This window comes from Carboxylicivirga taeanensis (genome assembly GCF_051851475.1).
Taxonomy (GTDB): Bacteria; Bacteroidota; Bacteroidia; order Bacteroidales; family Marinilabiliaceae; genus Carboxylicivirga; species Carboxylicivirga taeanensis.
Genome location: NZ_JBPUSJ010000013.1, coordinates 68,997 through 87,354 on the forward strand (window position 1 = coordinate 68,997; position 18,358 = coordinate 87,354).

The window sequence follows — 18,358 nt, forward strand, 5'->3', positions numbered from 1 at the left end:
ATACCCATAGAAGTATAGCGGTTTCAAGGCTTGTGAAATTTGCAATAGCAGGGTGGTTAAATTTCTGAAAGGTTGATAAAAATTTCAAAATGGAAAACTTTTGGGGTGATGAGCGATTGTTAAGTGATTGATAGTAAAAGACAAGACAAAAAGTTTTGGACAACTTTGGTGCGTTGTTAATAACTAATGTTTGCTCCACCTTACAACCTTTGCTAACTTGCAAGCACGAAAAATAAGCAGCGAAAAAATACTAAATACCATTTTATCAACACCTTAAATTTTGTGAGCAAATGGCAGTTAAAGAAATCGACCCAAAAACTAGAGAAGTGAAAAAAACATTTACATATGAAGAGGCTTTTAATGCATCGCTTGAATATTTTCAGGGAGATGAGTTAGCGGCTCGCGTATGGGTTAATAAATATGCCCTGAAGGATTCAGACGGTAATATTTATGAATCAAATCCTGATGAAATGCATTGGCGTTTGGCCAGGGAAATAGCACGTATAGAAGAGAAGTACCCCAATCCAATGGCGGTAACCCAGCTGTACGATTTGCTAAAGAACTTTAAGTATATTGTACCACAGGGTGGACCAATGTCTGGAATTGGTAACAACTATCAGGTGGCTTCTTTATCCAATTGTTTTGTAATTGGCGATGATGGCCCATCTGATTCCTATGGTGGCATCATGAAGGTGGATCAGGAGCAGGTGCAGCTGATGAAGCGCAGAGGCGGCGTTGGTCACGATTTATCTCACATTCGTCCTAAGGGCTCACCTGTAAAAAATTCAGCACTTACTTCAACAGGTATTGTGCCGTTTATGGAGCGTTTTAGTAATTCAACCCGCGAGGTAGCGCAGGACGGTCGCCGTGGAGCGCTGATGTTGAGTGTATCGATAAAACATCCTGATTCGGAGTCGTTCATTGATGCGAAAATGGAGCAGGGCAAAGTAACAGGCGCCAATGTTTCGGTTAAGATCGACGATGAGTTTATGCAGGCTGTAGTAGATGGCAAACCCTATCTGCAAAGCTACCCGGTTGGCGCCCACGAGCCCAAGTATACTAAAGAAATTGATGCGGCAGGCTTGTGGTCCAAAATTGTTCACAACGCCTGGAAATCGGCCGAGCCGGGTATTCTTTTCTGGGATACCATTATTAGAGAGTCGGTGCCCGATTGCTACGCCGATTTGGGGTATCGAACCGTTTCAACCAATCCATGTGGCGAGATTCCTTTATGTCCGTATGATAGCTGTCGCTTAATTGCACTCAATTTGTATTCGTATGTCGATCATCCGTTTACACCCAAGGCTAAATTTAATTTTGAGTTATTTAAAGAGCATGTGGCCTATGCACAGCGCATTATGGACGATATCATCGACCTGGAGTTGGAAAAGATTGATGGTATTTTAAATAAGATCAAGGCAGACCCTGAAAGTAATACAGTTAAGCGTGTGGAGCGCGAATTGTGGGAGAATATCCGTAAAAAGGCTGGAGAAGGCCGTCGTACAGGAGTTGGTATCACTGCAGAAGGTGATATGCTGGCTGCCCTTAACTTGCAGTATGGTAGTGATGTGGCTGTTGATTTCTCAATTGAAGTGCACAAAAGTCTGGCTTTAGCAGCCTACGGCTCTTCTGTTGAGATGGCTAAAGAGCGGGGCGCTTTCCCTATTTTCGATGCGGCTAAAGAAGCCAATAATCCCTTTATTAATCGTCTGTTTGAAGCTGATCCAAAATTGGCTGAAAAGATGAAAAAGTACGGTCGCCGTAATATTGCTGCCTTAACAATAGCACCTACGGGAACCACCAGTTTAATGACGCAGACCACTTCGGGCATTGAGCCGGTATTCCTGCCAGTCTATAAGCGTCGTCGTAAGGTGAATCCTAACGATCCTGAAACACGCGTTGATTTTGTGGATGAAGTAGGCGATAGCTGGGAAGAATACACCGTGTTCCACCATAAGTTTGTAACTTGGATGGAAGCCAATGGGTACGAGACAGCCAAAAATTACTCACAAGCAGAATTGGATCAATTGGTGGCTAAATCGCCTTATTATGGAGCTACTTCTAATGATGTAGATTGGTTGAGCAAGGTGCGCATGCAGGGAGGTGTTCAAAAATGGGTTGATCACTCAATCAGTGTAACCATTAACCTGCCTTCAGATGTGTCTGAAGAGTTGGTAGGAAAACTGTATGTGGAGGCCTGGAAAAGTGGCTGTAAAGGGGTAACGGTTTATCGCGATGGCAGCCGCGCCGGTGTGCTTATTGCCAATGATAAGAAAGATGAAGAGAAGACTGGTGCTTTCCCTAAAAAGCGTCCCGAAGAGCTGGATGCGGATGTAGTGCGTTTTCAGAACAATAAAGAAAAATGGATTGCTTTTGTAGGACTGATTGATGGTAAACCCTACGAAATCTTCACCGGACTCTCTGATGACGAGGATGGTATTTTATTGCCTAAATCTGTTCAAACAGGTAAGATTATTAAAAACCGGGAAGCGGATGGTACTTCGCGTTATGATTTCCAGTTTAAGAATAAGCGCGGCTATAAAACAACTATAGAGGGCTTGTCGCATAAGTTTGATAAAGAATTCTGGAACTATGCCAAGCTTATTTCAGGTGTATTGCGTCACCAAATGCCTATCGAAGGCGTGATTGAGTTGGTGGCTGGTCTTCAGTTAGATAATGAGTCGATTAACACCTGGAAAAACGGGGTGGAAAGAGCACTCAAGAAATATATTCCTAACGGCACAAAAGCCAGGAGAGGAAAATGCGAAAGCTGTGGCTCTGATGAGTTGATATATCAGGAAGGATGCTTGATTTGTAAGAGCTGCGGTTCGTCAAAATGTGGTTAATATCTGCCAAATAAGTAACCGTCAAAAAAAAAGAGACACTCGCAAAGTGTCTCTTTTTTTATGCATAATTGGCTAATTATTTCGTCCCTTAAGGGTGATGCACGGAATTATCATTTCTTCAAGCGAGATGCCGCCATGCTGAAACGTATCGCGGTAGTAGTTCACATAGTGATTGTAATTGTTGGGGTAAGCAAAAAAATCATTGTTACAGGCAAAAATATACGAAGTGGAAACATTGTACCTCGGCAGTGCAGCCTCGCCGGGTTTTAATATTTCGTAGACTTCTTTTGCTTTGTAGGCAAGGTTTTTTCCTTGCTTATACCTGAGGTTGGTATTCACTGCCCGGTCGCCAACTACCTTAACCGGGTTTTGCACTCTGGTAGTACCATGGTCGGTAGTGATGACCACCTTTACATTTTCATTTTTAAGTCGTTTCAGTAGTTCCTTTAATGAGGAATGGTTATACCACGATTGGGTTAAGGAGCGATAGGCAGCTTCATCACGCGCCAGTTCCTTAATCATTTTCACTTCGGTGCGGGCATGCGACAACATGTCAACAAAGTTGAATACCACCGCATTCAGGTCATTGGGCATTAAACTGTGCAGCTCATCAAGCAGGTTTTTTCCGGCCTCTCCATCTGTAATCTTTCGATAGGCATAGCTGTGTTTTAGGCGAAAGCGTTCGAGAAGCGTGCCCAAGAGTTCTGCTTCGTACTGGTTTTTACTCTCATCGCTATCGTCATCGACCCAAAATTGTGGGAATAATTCCTTTATTTGAGCCGGCAATAGACCAGCGAATATGGCGTTGCGCGCATACTGTGTGGCGGTAGGCAAAATACTGAAATAGGGACATTCGTCTTCCACTAAAAAATCTTGCGAAATGGTTTTTTTGAGCACCTCCCACTGATCGAACCTGAAGTTATCAATAACGATGAAGAATACTTTTTGGCCTTCATTTAATAAGGGGAGCACCTTGTTTTTAATGAGGTTATTGGACATAAGTGGCGCCTGGTCAGGCGCATTGAGCCACGAGAGGTAGTTGCGTTTAATAAATTTAGTGAAGGTTTGAGTGGCCTCATTTTTTTGCATGCTCAGCACTTCATCCATGGCTCCATCACCTTGTTCCAGTTCCAGTTCCCAGTAAATGAGCTTTTTGTAAATATCGATCCAATCGTTATAAGTGAATGAATCATTTATCTTGAGAGCTATCTGGCCAAATTGCGATTGGTAACCAGAGGTCGTTGTTTTGGTCACCAAATCTTTTTTATCTACATGCTTTTTTATCGAAAGCAAAATCTGGCGCGGATTAACGGGTTTAATCAGGTAATCGGCTATCTGGTTGCCAATGGCCTGATCCATGATGTCTTCTTCCTCACTTTTGGTGATCATGATAACCGGCACTTCGGAGCGCAATTCTTTTAGTTGTGGAAGCGTCTCAAGGCCGGTAAGGCCGGGCATGTTCTCATCAAGAAAAATGAGATCAAAATACGTTTGCTTGACCAGTTCAATGGCATCGTGGCCATTGGTGGCAGTTGTAATTTCATATCCTTTTTCTGTTAAAAACAGAATATGTGCCTTCAGGTGCTCTATTTCATCATCTACCCAAAGGATATTTGTTTTGCTATCTGTCATATCCGGTGTTGTTAACAGTCTGTTCAAATGCATAAAATTGGGGCTCAATATACAAATATCACCCCAATAGCACTTGCATTCTAGTAGTTCGACTTATAAAAAGCCTCATAGGCTTCCAGGTTGTTGAGTTCCTCCAGTTTTTTCAGGTTATCCTCCGATATCAACCAGATGTAGTGTTCGCGTTGCTTGAAATCGCGTGTTAGGTAAGGGTATTTATCCATACTTTTGAGGTAGTTGGCTGCTGCCTCGGCGTTAGCAAAACCATCTATCTTCACCATTCTGTAGCTGTCTGCAAAATCAATCAGCTGGACATTGTTGTTAGCACTAAAGTTATTACGTGTGTAGCTGGCAAAATTTTTGTGAATGCGGTTAAAATCAAGTCGCGTTTTTCGAATCAGCACCACTACGAGGTGTTGAGCGGTTTTTGTGCTGGCAAACACCGATTCCTGACGAGGCGCTTCTGTTGCCACAGTTACTTGCGCAGAGTCGGGACTTGCGGTTTGGATTGGGTTTTCCAATGGCGCTGTAACAGTCCTCTTTTCCTCCACTTGGCTCTGGCTTGTCTCCTGTGCTTGCTCAGGTTTTTGTTGCAAAGCTTGCGGAGCATCATGCGTGGTGACCAGGGTGTCTTGTTCACTTATAAGCTCTTCGGTCACCTCTCTTGTGTTTGACTTTGTTTCTGCCTCCGGGGTGGCAACGTCTTGCACACTTACCTTTTTAATTTCCTCAGCACTGGCTGGTTGTAAGTAATACTTATTGAAAAATGCGGTGTATTCTTTTACCAGCCCCGACAAATAGAATTTGTTGGTATTACTGGCAGAGATGACTATAATCTGGTCGTTCAATTTCTTGAAGCCAAAAAAGTGAGGGTTTTCTCTCAGGCCATAGAAATAATCCATTACTTCGATGCGGTTGCCAAAGCCCGACACAACAATCGCTAAAGAGCCATCCAGTAATCTTTTCTCCTGTATATCAAAGTCGTGCAGTAAGTAGCGGGAGAAGTTGTAATCGGCAACGTGGTAAATGGCCCTGTTGATATCTGTGTCTTTGATGTCGAGTACAATTAACTCATATGGTTCGTTTTCAACGTAAACAAAACCAGCATCCTCAGGAGATGTTTCCCCAACAGTTTGTTCCATAACCGGAATGTTGGTCTGTACTGAGCTAGCAAACAGCGTACCCTGAACCGGCGTTTTACCTGCCTCGATGTGTTCCAGCAGGGCTTTTGCCAGGGTGGCCTGTTCACTCTGCTTGTTATTGCTGATTATGGTCGACAGATCTTGCTTGAAGGGCTCTAAGGCACCTTGTTTTCCATACGACAAGCCTCTTAGTAGCAGGTATTTGTCTGTGAGGCCGCCTGTTTCTGAGGGGGTTTCAATCGCTTGTGTGCTATTGGCGATAACTTCCTCGAAGCGACCAAATAAGAATGCTTCGTAGGTAGCGGCATATGCTTTTGCTTCTTCAGCTTTCTTATCCTGTATCTTTTTGAGAAAATCAGGGTCGTTAAGAAAAGCGACAAACTGGTGGTTTGGGAACTCATTTTCAATGCGTGCTTTGGTTAGCTGCATGCCAGATGTCTCGCTGTTAAGACGGTAAGCGTTGTATAAAGCAATAAGGGCTTCGTCGCGAGACTCAGCTTTTGGATAACGACTGAGTAGCTCTTCTAATGCTTCAATAGCTTTAGGATAATTATTCAGACGGTCCATAAATACCAGCCCCTGTTCCAATAGGGCGTTTTCTATTTTTCGATCCGAAAGCTGGCGTTTGTCCCTACTTAAAGGAATGTCGGCCAGCAGTTGGTTTCTGGTAGGAATAATAACATTAGCAACTCCCGATTCAGAGTTGGTTCTGTTGTCAACCTGCTGCAGAGTTGCGTTTTCTCGAGAGTTCTGGTTAAACGGATCTTCAGGCATATCAAATGGGTCTTGTGCATTGGCCTCATCGGCAACTTTGCTTTTATCTTTCCTCCGCCAGTTGTCTTCGAGTTTTCGCTTGCCCCAGCGCTTTTCAAACTCCATTTTACCCATCGCCATGGAGGTTTGGTTGTAAAAATACCATTTGCCGGTCTGGCCATAATTATCTGAGGAGCGCGTGTTTTGATAGAAGAAGGCATCGCTCATGCTCTCTTCTTCCTGCATTTTTTTGAGTCGTTTTTGTTCTGCCTCTTTCTCGGCAATCATGCCATCGAGGTAGGCGTAAAGAACCGGCTCGCTCATGTCAGCCAGTCGCTGCAGGCTATCTTCGCGCTCTACGGTAAGCAGGTGATCTACCAGTCCACTCAAGCCGTAATGACGTTCCTTCAGTTCATCGAGTTGCTCAAAGTCGGTGTTAATGACCGTTAAAGCACTGTCGTAATAAAAATAGGCATTGGCATAATCCATTCGGGCGTAGAATATTTCGCCGGCCTCCCTGTACGATAAACCTTTTTGGCTGCTGTTGTTTGTACTCTCGTTCACCGATTTCTTGAAATAAGAGAGCGCCTCGGCTTCATTGTTTTCCTGCAAAGCCACTTTTCCAAATGCGTAGTAGATGCGGTCCAGGTATTCTTTATTCTTTTTATCCTTCCGCAATTTGTGCAGTTCTTTCTTTACGTCAGCAATATCTGCATCCTGGTAAATGATGGAAGCCCGATTGACTTTGGCATTAAACGTCATTTCATAATCAGCACTGGCTTTGGCCACATAGTTAAATGCCTGCGCAGCTTCTTCCCGCTGATTATCTAAAAGGTATAGCTGGCCAAGTATGTATGAGTAGCGCAGTCGTTTGTGCTTATCCGTTTCGTCGCCCAGGGCATTTTTGAGGTAAGGAATGGCTTCAATGTATTTTTCCTGCGTCAGTAGCAGGTTGGCATAGGTCGCCATGTAATCAGGGTAGAGCTCAACAGGAGCATTGCCGCCTAAATCATAGCTCTCCAAAGCTGCCTGCGCACCAATAAAATCTTGCCTGTCGGTATAAGCTCTGGCTTGCCATATCAGCGCTTCGTACATGGTTTCCGAGTTGGGGAAATCGCGAACAACCTGTTGCAGGGTGCGAATAGCCAGCGATTGCTCATGCTTATAAACATGTGCTTTACCAATAAGTACATAAGCATCATCCACCCAGGCATTAAATTCTTTTTTGTTGTAAAAATCTGTAGCATAGGCGTTGTTTCGCGAGCGCTTTTTCGGTTTAGCTGTAATTGAGTGTTTCTTGATGAGTTTTTGACCTTTCTCAATGGCTCTGTCCATATCGGCTGCAGCAACGGCAGCGGCATCGGGGTCTGAAGCCTCAAACACAGGCAGGATGTTAGAGTAGTCGTTCTGGTAGCTTTCTATAATCGCGTTTTCCCCGTTTTTAAATGCTTCCCTGCCATTGAAGTAGACATTGTAGTAGGCCGTCAGGTTATGGTAGTTGCGGCTTAGCCAGGTGTTCTTTTTAGTGCTGCAACTCCACACCAAAAGAAGGACAAGTATAATGCTGATTTTTCTAAGAATCATGAATTCTCTTTCGACTTTAGATGTTTGAGGCTATCCACCCTGCACACATTGGTCAGAGTTAATGCCTTTATTTTCAAAAATAATAGCTTTTGTTTAAGTGTAAGCTTTTTAACTTACTAAACTCGTATTTGACAAAAATATTTCATTAATCTTCAAAAATAGCCCTATGGAGCAAAAACAATTTTTAAATTTACCAATTATCGGCTCTAACTCCGTGTTATTAGGACATGGCGAATTTTTTGGTAAGTTATGAGAATTAATATTATTGAAGACGACAGGGTTTTTAACAAACTGATTGAACATACACTCAAGCTCAATCCTGATTTTGAAGTGGCCACTTTTTTTAATGGGAAGGATTTTATCCGAAGCCTGGGCGATAACCCTGACGTTGTAACGCTGGATCTTGGCTTACCTGATTACACGGGCAATGAAATTCTTAAAAAGATAAAAAAGTTTAATCCCGAGATTGATGTCATCATTATATCGGGACAAGACGATGTTTCAACAGCAGTGCAGCTGTTGCGTGAAGGGGCGTATGATTACATTACCAAAGATGAGAACATTAAAGAGCGCCTGCTGCATGCCCTGAATAATATTAAAAATCAGAAGTCCCTTAAGAATGAAATCACTCAGCTGAAGAGTGAGATAGGGAATAAATACGACTACGAAAATGCCATTATAGGTGACAGTCCGGCCATAAAAGCTGTATATGCCCTCATCGATAAAGCCATTAAGGTGCCAAATATTAATGTGTCGGTGTATGGTGAAACAGGTACAGGTAAGGAGTTGATTGCCAAAACTATTCATTATAATTCACCACGTAAGGACAGGTCGTTTATTGCTGTTAATATGGGCGCTATTCCTCGAGAGTTAATCGAAAGTGAGTTATTTGGTCATGAAAAAGGAGCGTTTACAGGTGCTCTCAATACCAAAAAGGGAAAGTTTGAGGAAGCGGACGGAGGCACAGTTTTTCTAGACGAGATTGGGGAGATGGATTTTAACCTGCAGGTCAAATTATTACGTGTGTTGCAAGAGCGTGAAATTACACGTGTAGGAGGAAATGCGGTGATTAAAATCAATACGCGCATCATCACAGCTACCAATAAGGATTTAGCTGAAGAGGTTCGAAAAGGCAATTTTCGGGAGGATCTGTATTATCGTCTTTTAGGCTTGCCTATTCACTTGCCATCTTTAAAAGAGCGCAATAAAGATGTGCTATTGCTGAGTAGCTATTTTCTAAGCGCATTTTGCAAAGAAAACGGCTTGAAAAAGATCGATCTCACACCGAGAGCTAAAAAGAAGCTGCTGAACTACAACTTTCCGGGGAATGTTAGGGAGCTAAAGGCCATTGTTGAACTGGGTGCTGTGTTGACTAATAATAACATCATCGATGAGGAGCACATTGTGTTTAGCTCGGCACAGGGAGAGATGGAGATGTTTGGTCGCGAGATGACACTGAAAGAGTATAGCGAGTCAATCATTCGGCACTTTCTGAAAAAGTACAATAACAATGTGCTGAAAGTGGCCGCTAAATTGGATATTGGTAAGTCCACCATTTATAACCTGATTAAACGGGATAAAGAAGCGGATAGGAACTAAAAAACTTTTGCCTGTTTCTAAAGCTCTTTTCGTTTGCAGGGGCAAGGCAAAAAGTATTATCAGTTTCGAACGTTCTGCCTTGCTTTCTGTTTTACATGTAGACCGACAAAAAGCTGAAAGGCAATTGAAAGCATGGTCGTAACTGAAAGGCTTGTAGTATGTGGGCGCAACTATCGATATTTAAGAGGGGCTGTTTAGTAGTCCTGTTACTTATAGCCGTTTCTGGTTTGAAGGCTCAAATTAAGTCTGCAATTGTTGAAAAGGTGAATGGCTACCCTCCTACTTTTAAGCACTACGAGCAGCTTGTGCAACAAATTACTAATGACTTTAAGAACGATAAAGACCGAGCGGCTGCAATATATGTGTGGGTAGCGGCCAATATTGCCTATGATACAAACGGCACACCTCAGTCCTCTATGCGAATCAGCTATCGTAGCGAAGAAGAAAAGCTGCAGAAACTGCAACAGCTCAGAAAGGAGCTGGCAGTGAGAACCCTTAAGAAGAAACGGGCTGTTTGTCAGGGTTATGCCGAGTTATACCGCTTACTATGTGAGGCTTGTGGGATTAGGTGCGAGGTGGTGGAAGGCTATTCAAAAACCAGGCCTGAGCAAATAGGGCAAATGCCGCAAAGTGCAGATCATGCGTGGAATGCTATTTGGCTTGATGAAAAGTGGCATTGGGTGGATGTAACTTGGGGAGCCGGACATGTTAAACTGCAGAATAATCGCTTTGTACCGGATTTTTCGGACGTGTACTTCATGATGTCACCAGCCTTATTTGCCCTTAACCATTTTCCCGAAGATGTAAAGTGGCTGAACCAGAGTGGATCTATTAAGGAGTTTGCTGAGCTGGCTTTGTTTCATAAATACTATTTCTCAAGCAATCTCAGGGTTGTACCCTTAAGGGGAACCATAACAAAAGCCTCCAAAGGACACATCAAAATAGAAATAAAGGGAGCCGCTGAGGGTAAGCAACTGCATTATGCGTTTCATGATCAGAAATACATGCAACAAGTGAAAGGGGAACGTAAAGGAAAAAGGTGGATACTATCTATACCTGTAGAGCATCGAAAAACTGGTTATCTGGATTTGATTAGTAACAACAAGACCATTGTGACTTATAAGCTCATGCTAAAGTAACTGTTTAATTATTGTTCTCAGGGAGCACAAGGGGAGATTACTAACCAAGGCTGCGGGGGCATGCCTGTTCGCGTATTCTGGCCTCGAAGGGTTCATTCAATAAAATGTCTTAAATCACACCCTTCATAAGGCTTTATGACCTATCTGTTTAAATAAGTTTTAGTAATTTCGCATTTTGAAAGTAGAGTATCGAATGTTACATGCGTAATACGCATTAAGTCAACCTTATAATATGGAATACAATTTTAAAGAGATTGAGCAAAAGTGGCAAAAAAGCTGGAGCGACAATAAAGTTTATAAAGTAGAGGTAGACAAAAGCCGTCCGAAATACTATGTGTTGGATATGTTCCCATACCCTTCCGGAGCTGGTTTGCACGTAGGTCATCCACTCGGCTATATTGCCTCCGATATTTATAGCCGCTACAAGCGACTGAACGGGTTTAACGTGCTGCACCCTATGGGTTACGATGCCTATGGTTTGCCTGCCGAACAGTATGCAATTCAAACAGGGCAGCATCCTGCAGTTACTACCGAAAACAATCTAAACCGTTACCGCGAGCAGCTCGATAAAATTGGATTCTGTTACGACTGGGATCGTGAGGTGAAAACCTGTGATCCAGACTATTATCATTGGACTCAGTGGGCTTTTATCCAGATGTTTAATCACTACTACTGCAATCAGGCGAAGCAGGCACGACCAATCAGTGAGTTGGTTGAGGTGTTTGAAAAAACAGGCACTGAAGGTTTGGATTTGGCTTGTAGCGAAGAGTTGAGTTTTACAGCTGATGAATGGAAGGCTAAGACGGATAAGGAGCAGCAAGCGATTCTACTTAACTACCGTTTAGCCTACCTGGCCGATACGATGGTGAACTGGTGTCCCGCCTTGGGCACTGTTTTGGCCAACGATGAGGTGAAGGAAGGTTTATCCGTTCGGGGAGGGCATCCTGTGGAGCAAAAGGTGATGCGTCAGTGGTCTCTGCGAGTGTCAGCTTATGCCGAGCGTTTGTTGGATGGCCTGAATAATGTGGACTGGAGTGATTCGTTGAAAGAAATTCAGCGTAACTGGATTGGTCGTTCAGAAGGGGCCGAAATGACTTTCAAGGTGAAAGAATCAGATGTGGAGATGGAAATCTTCACCACACGTGCCGACACGGTGTATGGCGTAACCTTTATGGTATTGGCTCCAGAGAGTGAATTGGTAGATCAGCTCACGACACCAGAGCAGCGGACAGCTGTTGATGCTTACATTCAGGAGACCAAAAAACGTACTGAGCGCGAGCGCATGGCTGAAGTGAAGAAGGTAACCGGCGTGTTTTCAGGTGCCTATGCCATCAATCCCCTCACCAATGAGGAAATTCCGGTTTGGATCAGTGATTACGTATTGGCTGGTTACGGTACAGGTGCCATTATGGCGGTACCAGCGCACGATTCGCGCGACTTTGCCTTTGCCAAACACTTTGGTTTGCCCATTCGTCAGGTAGTGATTCCTGTAGGAGCTGAGGAAACCGATCCGATGACCTGGGAAGATTCCATCGACTCGAAAGAAGGGACCATGGTCAATTCGGGCATCATCAACGGGCTTGATGTGCAAGAGGCCATTGCCAAAACGAAAGAATATATAGCTGAAAAGGGCATTGGTAAAGTAAAAGTAAATTACCGCCTGCGCGATGCCATCTTTAGTCGTCAGCGTTATTGGGGCGAGCCATTCCCTGTGTACTACAAAGACGATATGCCTTACATGCTGGACGAGTCGAAGCTGCCTTTGACATTGCCAGAGATAGATAAATACTTACCAACCGAACAGGGAGAACCACCTTTAGGACGCGCTAAGAATTGGACAACTGAAGAAGGGTATCCTTTGGAGCTGAATACCATGCCTGGCTTTGCCGGTTCATCAGCCTATTATCTGCGCTACATGGATCCGAAAAACGACAAGGCACTGGTAGGTAAAGAAGCCAATGAATACTGGCAGGATGTAGACCTGTACATAGGTGGTACCGAGCATGCAACCGGTCACTTGATTTATTCACGTTTCTGGAACAAATTTCTGTTTGATATTGGTGAAGTGATTAAGGATGAGCCCTACAAGAAACTGATTAATCAGGGGATGATTCAGGGGCGCTCTAATTTTGTGTATCGCATCAAAGGCACCAATACCTTTGTGTCGTATAACCTGCGCAAAGAACACGATGTGCAGCCCATTCATGTGGATGTAAATATTGTGCGCAACGATGAGCTGGATTTAGACGCTTTCAAAAAATGGAGTCCCGATTATGCCAATGCCGAGTTTATTCTTGAAGATAGTAAATACATCTGTGGCTGGGCCGTTGAAAAAATGTCTAAATCAATGTATAACGTGGTGAACCCGGATACAATCATTGAGCAGTATGGCGCAGATACTTTGCGTTTGTACGAGATGTTTCTGGGACCACTGGAACAATCGAAGCCATGGGATACCAATGGTATAGATGGTGTTCATAAGTTCCTGCGTAAAACATGGCGTTTGTTTTACAAAGATGAGGCGTTTGCCGTGAGTGATGAAAAAGCGACACCTGATGAACTGAAAGTGTTGCACCGCACCATCAAAAAAATTACAGAAGATGTGGAGCGTTTCTCCTTCAACACCTGTGTGAGTGCGTTTATGATTTGTGTGAATGAGCTGAATGATCTTAAATGCAATAAGCGCGAAATCTTGGAGCCTTTATTGGCATTGCTGGCGCCATTTGCTCCGCATATGAGCGAAGAGCTATGGCACGCACTGGGTAATACTACAACCGTTTGTGATGCCAAATGGCCTGAGCTGAACGAAAGCTACCTGGTTGAATCTTCAGTGACTTACCCGGTATCGTTTAACGGGAAAATGCGATTTAAAATTGATTTACCCGCAGAAATGAGCAATGCTGATATTGAGAAAGCCGTGATGGCACATGAGTCGGCTGCCAAATGGCTGGAAGGTAAGTCGGTACGAAAAGTAATTATCGTGCCAAAGAAAATTATTAACATCGTTGTAGGATAATAATGATAAGCTATAATTACTATATCAAGTTATTAGCCGCTTTAGAACAATAAAACAACATAAAGCCTGACCTTAATTAAAATTGAGGTCAGGCTTTTTTTTAGTTCATACTGATTAGTAAAACATACATGCAAAACACATCAACCATATTCAAAGAAATTAGAAGCTATATTATGCTGGCCATTGGTTTAGCCATAGGAACTCTGGGGTGGACTGCTTTTTTAATCCCTGCTAAAATTGTAGGAGGCGGATTAACAGGTATTTCAACAATAATTTATTTTATAACAGGCTGGGATGTGGGTTTAACTTCACTAATTATTAATATCGGACTGATTTTGTTAGCCATGCGGGTTCTTGGGGCTTCATTCGGCATCAAAACCATCTATTGCGTGTTGGTCTTTTCCGGCTTATTAACAATTCTCAGGCCCTTGTTTCCAGAACCGGTGGTGTCAGAAGTGATGATGAATGCCATCATTGGTGGCATATTGGGTGGTATTGGTGCTGGAATTGTATTTGTTAATGGTGGCAGTACCGGAGGGGCCGATATTGTGGCCATGATGATTAATAAGTATAGAAACATCAGTTTAGGACGCCTTTTGTTAGGCATGGATGTGATCATCATTTCTTCTTCCTTCTTTTTGGTGCAGACATCCTCCATCGAAACGGTTGTTTATGGCCTCATGACGATGGCCATTCTTGCCTATGCTGTGGATATGGTGATTTCAGGTAATAAGCAAACAGTACAGTTTTTTATTATCTCTAAAAAGCCCGAAGAACTCAGGAAGTCAGTGATTTTTGATGCTCAACGCGGGTTGACTATTTTACATGGCACCGGTGGCTATTCCGGTGAAGAGCGCAAGGTGCTGATGGTTATCGCCAGGAAAAATGAGGTGCAGGAAGTATTTAAGGTCGTGAAGCAGATTGATCCGGATGCTTTTATTACTGTGGGAACAGTAATGGGAGTTTACGGACAGGGTTTCGATAAAATTAAAAGATAATTTTTCGCCTATCTTTTTGTATCATTAGCCGGTGTATTGTTAATTTGCAAGTACTTCAAAAATAAAAACTGATGACCAAAAAAAAGCTGTTTATTCTGGTAGTAGCAATTGTAGTAATTGTTCCTGTTGTTTTTTTACTTTTAAATCGACCTAAACATCCAACATCGCCAGTAACGGAGGAAACGCTTGATTCGCTCGAGGTCATTGAAATTCCGGAGCCGGAATTGCTATATGGCCTGCCCGTCGATTCGTTTCAGATAGAAGAAAGCAAGGTAAAGCGCAATCAGTTTTTAGCCGATATTTTTTTAAAAGCCGGGGTTGATTATCCAACTATTAACACCATTGTTGAGAAAATAAAGCCGGTGTTTGATGTCAGAAAAATTAAAGTCGGAAACCCTTATACCTTATTTTATGGTACAGACAGCTTAAAACAACTGAAGCATTTTGTCTATGCCATTGACAATACCGATTACATTGTGGTATCGCTCGAGGATTCCATTCGTGCTTATCGCGATGTGAAAGAAATACGAAATGAGCTTAAAACGGCTGCGGGGGTGATTAACTCATCGCTTTGGGTAACGATGACCGAGCATGACATTAACCCGTTACTGGCAATTGAATTATCTGAAATTTTTGCCTGGACAGTTGATTTTTTTGGGATTGAGAAAGGGGATAACTTTAAGGTGTACTACGACGAACTTTATGTTGACAGTGTTAGTATAGGAATTGGAAAAATACATTCTGCAGTTTTTCACCACCGCGGCAAAGACTATTATGCGTTTAACTACATCGAAGACAGCCTTGCGCATTTTTTTGATGAGGAAGGGCAAAGTTTGCGAAAAGCATTTTTAAAGGCACCACTGAAGTTTTCACGAATTAGCAGTCGTTTTTCCAATAGTCGTCTGCATCCGGTATTAAAAATCAGACGCCCACATCATGGAATTGATTATGCCGCACCCACAGGTACGCCTGTTTATGCATTGGGGGATGGAAGAGTTATAGCCAGAGCCTACCAAAAGCGCGGCGGAGGAAATTACATCAAAATAAAGCACAACAGCGTTTATACGACTGTTTACATGCACTTGCATGGTTTTGCCAAAGGCATTACTAAAGGGTCGCATGTGCGGCAAGGGCAGCTGATTGGCTATGTCGGGTCAACCGGCCTGTCAACTGGTCCGCATCTTGACTTCAGGGTGTTTAAAAATGGCAAACCCGTTGATCCGTTAAGAATTGATGCACCACCAGTTAATCCCGTTAAGGAGGAAAATATGGAAGCATTTAAGTCGTTTATTCAACCACTTAAAGAGCAACTGGACGCAATACCATTGCCTTCTGCAGAAAAGAAGTAAACAAGTAAACTATAATAAAACAAGAAAGGAGCCGTGAGGCTCCTTTCTTGTTTTATGCTTCTAATAGTTCTTGAATCGTTTTTGGAAAATATTCATACTCCAGAGCATGTACTTTTTTTGCCACATCCTCTGCGGTATCGGTGCTGAGTACCTCACACCTGGCCTGGCAAATAGTATTGCCTTCATCATAGCGTTCGTTAACAAAGTGAATGGTAATTCCTGATTCCGACTCCCTGTTGGCAACGACTGCTTCATGAACGTGTTGTCCATACATGCCTTTACCTCCATATTTTGGTAAAAGTGCCGGGTGAATGTTGATAATCTGGTCCGGAAATGCCTTAATATATTCTTTAGGAACCAGCCAAAGGAAGCCGGCCAGCACGATCAAATCGGGCTCAATCGCCCGTAAATCCTCCAATACCAAGAGGTTTTCCCTGAAATCTTTTCGACCAAACACAAAGCAAGGTAGTCCTAGTTCTTTGCAACGCTCAATAACATAGGCATTTGGGTTGTTTGTGTAGACCTTGGTGATTTCGACTTTTGGGTTTTCTTTAAAATAATTAACAATGTTTTCGACATTCGATCCTGAACCTGATGCAAACAGAACTATCTTTTTCATTTTCTTGTATTTGCGCGTTTTAAAAGCGGGAAAAATCAGACGCAAAAATAGCTAAAAATGACCATGAAAGGTTAATTTCTTTACATGAAGTTTGAATTATTATCCACAAATGTATTTCTTTGCAAAGTTGTTTAAGAACATTTTTTAGTATTAATTTAAAAAACTTAGAGCTATGTCAGACGTTGCATCAAGAGTAAAAGCAATTATCGTAGACAAGTTGGGAGTTGACGAGACTGAAGTTACACCAGAAGCAAGCTTCACTAACGATTTAGGAGCTGACTCACTTGACACTGTAGAATTAATTATGGAATTCGAAAAGGAATTCAACATTGCTATTCCAGACGATCAGGCTGAGAACATCGGTACTGTAGGTGATGCTGTTGCTTACATCGAAGAAAACGCAAAGTAAGAAGAGTAGGATACGTTAAAAGTAGTTATGGAGTTAAAAAGAGTAGTTGTTACGGGGCTGGGTGCCATTACCCCACTAGGTAAGACTGTTGAAGAAACATGGACGAACCTGGTAAATGGAGTAAGCGGTGCTGCACCTATTACTCAATTTGACGCCTCTAAATTCAAAACGCAGTTTGCGTGCGAAGTTAAGGGTTATGATCCTCAAGAGTATTTTGATCGTAAAGAAGTGCGAAAGCTTGATCTTTACGCTCAATACGCTATGATTGCTGCCGATCAGGCTGTTGCAGATGCAAAGCTTGTTGAAGAGAACATTGATGCCAACGAGGTTGGTGTAATATGGGGAGCAGGAATCGGAGGTCTTAAAACTTTTCTGGATGAAATTTCAGGATTTGCTAAAGGGGACGGAACACCACGTTTAAGTCCTTTCTTTATCCCGAAAATGATTGCCGATATTGCACCGGGGCATATTTCAATGAAATATGGTTTCCGCGGGCCTAATTTCGGTACCGTTTCGGCCTGTGCTTCATCTACGAACGCAATCGGTGATGCCTATAACCTAATCCGTTTAGGCAAAGCCAAAGTGTTTGTAACCGGAGGTTCAGAAGCTGCTATTAATGAAGCCGGAGTTGGCGGATTTAATGCAATGCAAGCTTTGTCAACCCGTAATGATGATCCGAAAACTGCATCTCGTCCATTTGATAAGGGACGTGATGGTTTTGTGATGGGTGAAGGTGGTGCTTCAATTATTCTTGAAGAATATGAGCACGCCAAGGCGCGTGGTGCCAAAATCTACTGCGAGGTAGTAGGAGCTGGTATGACGGCTGATGCATATCACTTAACCGCACCACATCCTGAAGGATTGGGAGCAAAGAGGGTTATGGAGAATGCCTTAAAGGACAACAATATTGATCCAAATGAAGTAGATTATATCAATGTACATGGTACAGCTACTCCACTGGGTGATATTGCGGAAACCAAAGCTATTAAAGAAGTATTTGGGGACCATGCCTATAAGCTGAACATCAGTTCAACAAAATCCATGACCGGACACTTGCTGGGAGCTGCCGGGGCTTTAGAGTCAATGGCTTGTATCCTTGCTATTCAGAACGGTATTGTACCTCCTACCATTAACCACTTTGATGACGATCCGGAAATTGACAATGCGCTGAATTTTACCTTTGGTAAGGCGCAGGAACGTACAGTTAAAGTGGCTTTATCCAATACATTTGGATTTGGTGGTCACAATGCATCTGTGGTATTTAAAGCATTGTAA

Annotated in this window: 11 protein-coding genes; 8 read left to right on the forward strand and 3 right to left on the reverse strand. The window is 42.9% G+C overall.

Annotated elements, in window-relative coordinates; translation table 11 throughout:
- Nucleotides 1-290: 290 nt before the first annotated feature.
- The gene (locus ACSX1H_RS16175; protein WP_439185276.1) at nucleotides 291-2,846 is read left to right on the forward strand and encodes an adenosylcobalamin-dependent ribonucleoside-diphosphate reductase; all 2,556 of its coding nucleotides are present in this window, start codon (nucleotides 291-293) and stop codon (nucleotides 2,844-2,846) included.
- Nucleotides 2,847-2,918: 72 nt separating this feature from the next.
- On the opposite strand, the gene porX is transcribed toward ACSX1H_RS16175, so the two are convergent.
- Nucleotides 2,919-4,478 carry a T9SS response regulator signal transducer PorX gene (gene porX, locus ACSX1H_RS16180; RefSeq protein WP_439185277.1) on the reverse strand — a complete coding sequence of 520 codons (1,560 nt, stop codon included), beginning with the start codon at nucleotides 4,476-4,478 and terminating at the stop codon, nucleotides 2,919-2,921.
- An 80-nt stretch (nucleotides 4,479-4,558) separates the two neighbouring features.
- Entirely contained in the window at nucleotides 4,559-7,954 is a 3,396-nt protein-coding gene (gene porW / locus ACSX1H_RS16185; RefSeq protein ID WP_439185278.1) for a type IX secretion system periplasmic lipoprotein PorW/SprE, read from the reverse strand.
- A gap of 249 nt (nucleotides 7,955-8,203) precedes the next feature.
- Between porW and ACSX1H_RS16190 the strand changes: the two genes are divergently transcribed.
- The 5 genes from ACSX1H_RS16190 to ACSX1H_RS16210 all read left to right on the forward strand — a co-directional run bounded on the left by ACSX1H_RS16190 (nucleotide 8,204) and on the right by ACSX1H_RS16210 (nucleotide 16,055).
- Complete coding sequence (locus ACSX1H_RS16190; protein WP_439185279.1) at nucleotides 8,204-9,553, forward strand: sigma-54-dependent transcriptional regulator; 1,350 nt, start codon at nucleotides 8,204-8,206, stop codon at nucleotides 9,551-9,553.
- 158 nt (nucleotides 9,554-9,711) lie between these two features.
- Nucleotides 9,712-10,692, forward strand: a complete 981-nt coding sequence (locus ACSX1H_RS16195) for a transglutaminase domain-containing protein (protein ID WP_439185280.1) — start codon at nucleotides 9,712-9,714, stop codon at nucleotides 10,690-10,692.
- Between the two features lie 232 nt (nucleotides 10,693-10,924).
- Entirely contained in the window at nucleotides 10,925-13,708 is a 2,784-nt protein-coding gene (gene leuS, locus ACSX1H_RS16200) for a leucine--tRNA ligase (protein ID WP_439185281.1), read from the forward strand.
- 128 nt (nucleotides 13,709-13,836) lie between these two features.
- Entirely contained in the window at nucleotides 13,837-14,706 is an 870-nt protein-coding gene (locus ACSX1H_RS16205) for a YitT family protein (RefSeq protein ID WP_439185282.1), read from the forward strand.
- 71 nt (nucleotides 14,707-14,777) lie between these two features.
- Nucleotides 14,778-16,055, forward strand: coding sequence for a peptidoglycan DD-metalloendopeptidase family protein (locus ACSX1H_RS16210; protein WP_439185283.1), 1,278 nt, complete (start codon nucleotides 14,778-14,780; stop codon nucleotides 16,053-16,055).
- A gap of 52 nt (nucleotides 16,056-16,107) precedes the next feature.
- Here the strand turns inward: ACSX1H_RS16210 and purN are convergent, their stop codons facing one another.
- Nucleotides 16,108-16,674 (reverse strand): phosphoribosylglycinamide formyltransferase, encoded by a 567-nt coding sequence (gene purN / locus ACSX1H_RS16215; RefSeq protein WP_439185284.1) that lies wholly within the window; start codon nucleotides 16,672-16,674, stop codon nucleotides 16,108-16,110.
- A 172-nt stretch (nucleotides 16,675-16,846) separates the two neighbouring features.
- Here purN and ACSX1H_RS16220 point away from each other — a divergent pair, with 172 nt between their 5' ends.
- Nucleotides 16,847-17,083 carry an acyl carrier protein gene (locus tag ACSX1H_RS16220; protein WP_200466673.1) on the forward strand — a complete coding sequence of 79 codons (237 nt, stop codon included), beginning with the start codon at nucleotides 16,847-16,849 and terminating at the stop codon, nucleotides 17,081-17,083.
- 27 nt (nucleotides 17,084-17,110) lie between these two features.
- On the forward strand, nucleotides 17,111-18,358 hold the full coding sequence (gene fabF, locus ACSX1H_RS16225; protein WP_439185285.1) for a beta-ketoacyl-ACP synthase II: 1,248 nt from the start codon (nucleotides 17,111-17,113) through the stop codon (nucleotides 18,356-18,358).